Below are 5,193 nucleotides of genomic sequence, written 5' to 3'. Positions count from 1 at the left end.
AGCACAAAGGGCACAGAGAATATTAAATCTCTGTGCCCTTTGTGTAAAAGATCTCTGCTAACTCTGTGGTTAACTTTAAATGCTTTTACTTCGCCGCTTTAATAGTAGCGGTAACCTTGCCGCATTCCAGCATATCATCGCCGTAGTATGGGTTGCGGATATCTTCCGATTCGCTTAACCAAGCTGCCTTTTTCATGGGGCAATATTGCTGGTAAACGGTGGTGCTGTTTAGTTTTAAACCCGATAACAGGCTGTACATATTTTTCGATAAGCTTTCGAAATGCTCACGCTGGTGATCGATAACGCTGGTCTCGCTAATGTGGCGGCTATCAAATTTTAACTTATCAAGATAAGTTCTTAATAACTTTTGCTGGGCAGGCTGCAAACCTTTTACCGGTGCGGAAAGCGCCGCCAACAAATCGGCCGATTTGCTTTTTGCCAATGCAGCATTGCTGCCTACTAATGCGTTTTTTACACCGATGTATGATGTAGTTATTTTATCGATAGCCGTGTTTTGGGCCTTTGCCATTACTATGGATAACACAAGTATCAGGCTTAAAAGTGTCTTTTTCATAATTTATAAAACGTTAATGTATAAAATTTAATATACGGTATTATCTTATGCCTGCACATTTGGGTGGCGATTAAATAATAGCGCAAACACAATGGCAAACAATGAGTAAATAGCAGCCAACACCCAGATAACCACGGGCATGTTAGCATCTGCTAATACAGCCTTTACCAAGGCAATGCCCCCGATAAAGAAATGGGCAAGATTACCAATAACAAGCGGCCTGTTGTATATGCCACCAATAAGGGTGCCTTTCGCCATCCAGTTGATCATTGCAAAACCAAAATAAAGCCCTCCCAAAATCTGAATAACAAGGGCGAAATATTTGTTTGGTCCGATACCAATATAGGTGTTTATTTCTTGCGGAAAAAACATGAGGCCCACACCGGCTAATGCCAGGAACAAGGCGCTCAGGATCATAACTATCTTAGTATTCATTTATTACAGATAAGGGGAATAGGGTTTAAAAAGCCAAGCCTAATTTACGAATATTCTTTGATGATCTCCTTACATCCGGCCTCTATCAGTTTAAAAACCGGGGCAAACTGGGCATCGTCATAATATGGGTCGGGCACTATCTTATCACCTAAAAGCATTTTAACTTTCTTGCGGTGTTCATCGTTACCGGCCATGGCAAGTACGTTGCTTAAGTTGCTTTTGTCCATCACCAGTATCAGGTCAAATTCGTCAAAATCCTGCGTGCGGAACAAACGGCAAACCTGTTTGCTGATATCTATGCCTTCGTTAGCTGCGGCCTTAACAGAGCGCCTGTCTGGGCCTTGCCCAACATGCCAGTCGCCGGTACCGGCGGAGTCGATCTGCCAATCCAGTCCTGCTTTATCTGCCAGGTGCTGCATAATGCCCTCCGCCAACGGCGAACGGCAAATATTGCCCAGGCAAACCATTAATATTTTCATTTTTTAAGCTTAAAGGTAAAAGCAGAAAGCTAAAAGCTGCTTTGCGCTTTGGTCTTTTAGCTTTCTGCTCTTTATGCGCCAAAGATCTGATTCAGCAAACCGGCCAGCCTAACACCACCTTTTACAAGCTGATTGTTTAAGGTGCCAATGTATTCAAAATTGTATTTGTAAACATTAACTTTATCACCGTCTTTAACCCCGGCGTAGATCTTTGCAGCTAAATGGTTAGACTCTAACAACCATTGGCTGATCGGCGCTTTTTGCCATTCGGCACGTTGCGAAACGGTAGGATGGTTTATCCAGCTCACATATTCGGTATAGCTTAATTGCTGAAAATCTATCAGCTGGCTATCCCATATCGAGTGTAGATTGGTTTGGTTATTAAACCACATCAATTTAATATCATTTCCACCTTTATCACTCAAGTGTCCTGTATGCATCGGTTGGTGAATATCTTCAACAAGATGAATCAGCATACGTAGTGCAAGTAGCTTATTACTTTTAGTAAGATTTTTCTTTTTCAGTTCACCTACCAAAAAATTAATTTTAGTGTAAGCATCTGTGGCAGTATCCTGTTTTAGAAATTCCTGCATCTCGGGATAACTGTATTCTTTATCCATATTTACAAAATGCCAGTTATAGAGATAATTGTATTGCGGGTCTGACTTAATAAAATCGGCCCAGTTGCTGGTCATGGCTATTGATTCATTACCCAGGATGGCTTTGATGGCCGCGCGGGCTTTTGGGGTAAGATAGCTATCGGCAATTTGTCCGCTGATGCGGTGCCCGTTTGTGCCCCATGCCATAGTTTGTACCGGCAGGTAAATAATGGCTATGCCTAATAAGAGTTTTTTGAAAATGCTGGTTTTCATGTTTTTTACAATGGTTTTGGTGTACAGGTACTTCTTTTTATTAAACGCGCGCTAAATGCTATAACGCTTGATGTTGGATTGAATTGAACTACAGAATCGGTTTTCTTGACCACTTTAAAACTTTCTTCATACACACCCGACCTGAAACAACCCGTTGGGTCTTTATAGCTATAATCGGGGTTGCAGAACAAGCCGCGTACATGCAGGGTGTCGTTCTTCTGGTCGTACACGCCTTTGGCGTATTCTGTCCATTGGCCGCTTTTGGTGCAGCTGTCGGCGCCTGTATTTGCTTTGCTGAAAGTTTTGATCTGCACAAAAAACGAATCGCAATTAAACTTAAGGTTATATAAAGAATAATTTACCAATTGCTTCTGCATTGTTACACTATCCTGCTGCCATTCGCCCTGCAGGTAGCTCTCGCCCGGCGTTTGCATATCGGGGTTAAACTTGCAGGCGGTTTGCAGCAGGCAGTTTGCAGTTAGTAAACAAATTAAGAAATAAAAGAAATGGCGTTTTTGCATGGCAAAATAAAAAAGCCCCTCTCCAAAAGGAGAGGGGTTGTGGTGAGGCTCTTACTTTAAGCTCCCTATCATATCTTCGGGGCGTACCCATTCGTCAAATTGCTCGTTGGTTAGGTAACCCAGGCCAACAGCAGCTTCGCGAAGCGATTTGTTTTCTTTAAGTGCCGTTTTGGCAATTTTTGCCGCGTTCTCGTAGCCAATATGCGGGTTGAGGGCGGTAACCAGCATCAATGAGTTTTCCAGGTGCTTTTTAATGCCGTCGTAGTTTGGCTCAATGCCCACTGCGCAATGGTCGTTAAAGGATACACATGCATCGCCAATTAAGCGTGCCGATTGCAGGAAGTTTGCCGCCATAACCGGTTTAAATACATTCAGCTCGTAATGGCCGTTTGAGCCGCCTATACTGATGGCAACATCATTACCCATTACCTGCGCGGCAACCATGGTAACCGCCTCGTTTTGGGTTGGATTAACCTTGCCCGGCATGATAGATGAACCCGGCTCATTATCCGGGATGTGGATCTCGCCGATACCCGAGCGCGGGCCTGAAGCCAGCATACGGATATCGTTAGCTATCTTCATTAATGAAACCGCAATTTGCTTTAACGCACCGTGGCTTTCCACAATAGCATCGTGCGCGGCAAGGGCCTCAAATTTATTTTCGGCAGTGATGAATGGCAGGTTGGTGAATTTAGCAATGTATTCGGCAACCTTCACATCATAACCTTTTGGTGTGTTGATGCCCGTACCTACGGCAGTACCGCCAAGGGCAAGTTCGCTCAGGTGGTCGAAAGTGTTACGTAGGGCTTTTAAGCCGTGGTTTAGTTGTGATACATAACCCGAAAACTCCTGGCCTAAGGTAAGCGGCGTAGCATCCATTAAGTGGGTGCGGCCTATCTTTACCACGCTTTTAAACGCTTCGCTTTTTGCCTTTAAAGTATCGCGAAGTTTCTCGATACCCGGGATAGTTACATCGATCAGGATTTTGTATGCCGCAATATGCATAGCGGTAGGATAGGTATCGTTTGATGATTGTGATTTGTTCACATCATCATTCGGGTGGATGAAGGTTTTGCCTTCGCCCAGTTTGTTACCTTGTAAAACGTGCGATCGGTTTGCAACCACCTCGTTCACGTTCATGTTTGATTGTGTGCCCGATCCCGTTTGCCAGATCACCAGTGGGAACTCGCCCTCCAGTTTACCTTCCAGTATCTCATCGCACACTTGTGCTATCAGGTCGCGTTTTTCGGCAGGCAGTACGCCCAGGTCGGTATTGGTGTAGGCCGCTGCTTTTTTAAGGAAAGCAAATGCCTCTATAATTTCCTTTGGCATTGATGCCTCGGGGCCAATTTTAAAGTTGTTGCGTGAGCGCTCTGTTTGCGCGCCCCAGTATTTGTCGGCGGGTACCTGTACCGCGCCCATGGTATCATGTTCGGTTCTGAAACTCATATTGATAGTATGTTTTTGCAGGGGCAAATTTAGGGTTTTATGTGGGTTTAAGCCAGTAGCAATAAAATTAATACAAAGCAAAAATGCCATATACTAAGGCAACGCGGCCGGATACTGTTTGATGATTGTGCAGCATGTGTAAAGAGTGCAGTTTTATATCAACAAACAAATATTAACTTAACACCAAAATAATGAAGCGGCTATTCTCTAAACCCATATTGATCATTTTATGCCTCGTGGCATTTTGCAGCTATGCTTTTGCACAAAAGCTGCCCACGTACGAGAAGTATATGAGGGGCAAAGTGCTTGTAGGCAATACCTATATTGATACAAACAATGCTACTCCACAACAAATGGCTCATTACAGGAAACAGGTACGCCTTAATAAATTATCAGCAGAGCATTATTATTTTAACTGGCTGGGCAAACAAAACATAGGTGTGCGTTTTGAGCAGGGGGGTAAAAGCAAAATTTACGAGGGATTAGAACAACATAACAACGGGCAAGAGTTTACCAGTATTTTGATCGATGGTACAACATCCGTAGAGATCATTGCACACAACATCGATTCGGAACAAAAAGCAGGTAGTTATCTGTATCGGGTTATCAAAAACAATAAGCAGGAAATTATTGGATGGAGGCAGCCCTCGTCTATTAAGACCTCGGCTGATGGGAGTGTTAAATATGCGTATTTAGGTAAATTCAATTATTCGCCGGGTGAGTTTTTGAAAGTGGAAATGTACAATATTGAAAATTTTAGCGAGCAGGATGCTATACTTATCGACTGGAGACCTGTAGAGCCTGCAAAAGTATATGGTTATATTGATTATTTGAGCCGTAAGCCCTCGCCTGATAATGGGTAT

The 5,193-nt window shown here is 43.5% G+C and carries 7 protein-coding genes; 1 reads left to right on the top strand and 6 read right to left on the bottom strand.

Going from position 1 to position 5,193, the window contains the following annotated elements; translation table 11 throughout:
* Window positions 1-85 precede the first annotated feature (85 nt).
* From WC615_RS22405 to fumC, 6 genes are all read right to left on the bottom strand, one after another.
* Window positions 86-574, bottom strand: coding sequence for a DUF3347 domain-containing protein (locus WC615_RS22405; RefSeq protein ID WP_372980261.1), 489 nt, complete (start codon window positions 572-574; stop codon window positions 86-88).
* 45 nt (window positions 575-619) lie between these two features.
* Complete coding sequence (locus tag WC615_RS22400; protein ID WP_372980260.1) at window positions 620-1,009, bottom strand: hypothetical protein; 390 nt, start codon at window positions 1,007-1,009, stop codon at window positions 620-622.
* A 44-nt stretch (window positions 1,010-1,053) separates the two neighbouring features.
* Window positions 1,054-1,488, bottom strand: coding sequence for a low molecular weight protein-tyrosine-phosphatase (locus WC615_RS22395; protein ID WP_372980259.1), 435 nt, complete (start codon window positions 1,486-1,488; stop codon window positions 1,054-1,056).
* A gap of 71 nt (window positions 1,489-1,559) precedes the next feature.
* The gene (locus tag WC615_RS22390) at window positions 1,560-2,360 is read right to left on the bottom strand and encodes a S1/P1 nuclease (RefSeq protein ID WP_372980258.1); all 801 of its coding nucleotides are present in this window, start codon (window positions 2,358-2,360) and stop codon (window positions 1,560-1,562) included.
* Between the two features lie 5 nt (window positions 2,361-2,365).
* A complete protein-coding gene (locus tag WC615_RS22385) occupies window positions 2,366-2,881 on the bottom strand; it encodes a fumarate hydratase (RefSeq protein WP_372980257.1) in 516 nt (171 codons plus the stop codon).
* A gap of 51 nt (window positions 2,882-2,932) precedes the next feature.
* A complete protein-coding gene (gene fumC / locus WC615_RS22380) occupies window positions 2,933-4,330 on the bottom strand; it encodes a class II fumarate hydratase (RefSeq protein ID WP_372980256.1) in 1,398 nt (465 codons plus the stop codon).
* 191 nt (window positions 4,331-4,521) lie between these two features.
* Between fumC and WC615_RS22375 the strand changes: the two genes are divergently transcribed.
* Window positions 4,522-5,193 (top strand): hypothetical protein (locus WC615_RS22375; RefSeq protein ID WP_372980255.1); only part of this gene is annotated, 672 nt, incomplete at its 3' end.

It is taken from the genome of Mucilaginibacter sp. (assembly GCF_041663085.1).
In the GTDB taxonomy this organism is placed as follows: Bacteria; Bacteroidota; Bacteroidia; order Sphingobacteriales; family Sphingobacteriaceae; genus Mucilaginibacter.
The sequence above is the reverse complement of the archived record's forward strand: the minus strand, read 5'-3'. Positions and strand labels throughout refer to the sequence as shown.

Bases quoted from the DNA above. Each gene is read 5' to 3' on its own strand.
- WC615_RS22405 (WP_372980261.1), bottom strand. From the start codon at position 574: ATGAAAAAGACACTTTTAAGCCTGATACTTGTGTTATCCATAGTAATG.
- WC615_RS22400 (WP_372980260.1), bottom strand. From the start codon at position 1,009: ATGAATACTAAGATAGTTATGATCCTGAGCGCCTTGTTCCTGGCATTA.
- WC615_RS22395 (WP_372980259.1), bottom strand. From the start codon at position 1,488: ATGAAAATATTAATGGTTTGCCTGGGCAATATTTGCCGTTCGCCGTTG.
- WC615_RS22390 (WP_372980258.1), bottom strand. From the start codon at position 2,360: ATGAAAACCAGCATTTTCAAAAAACTCTTATTAGGCATAGCCATTATT.
- WC615_RS22385 (WP_372980257.1), bottom strand. From the start codon at position 2,881: ATGCAAAAACGCCATTTCTTTTATTTCTTAATTTGTTTACTAACTGCA.
- fumC (WP_372980256.1), bottom strand. From the start codon at position 4,330: ATGAGTTTCAGAACCGAACATGATACCATGGGCGCGGTACAGGTACCC.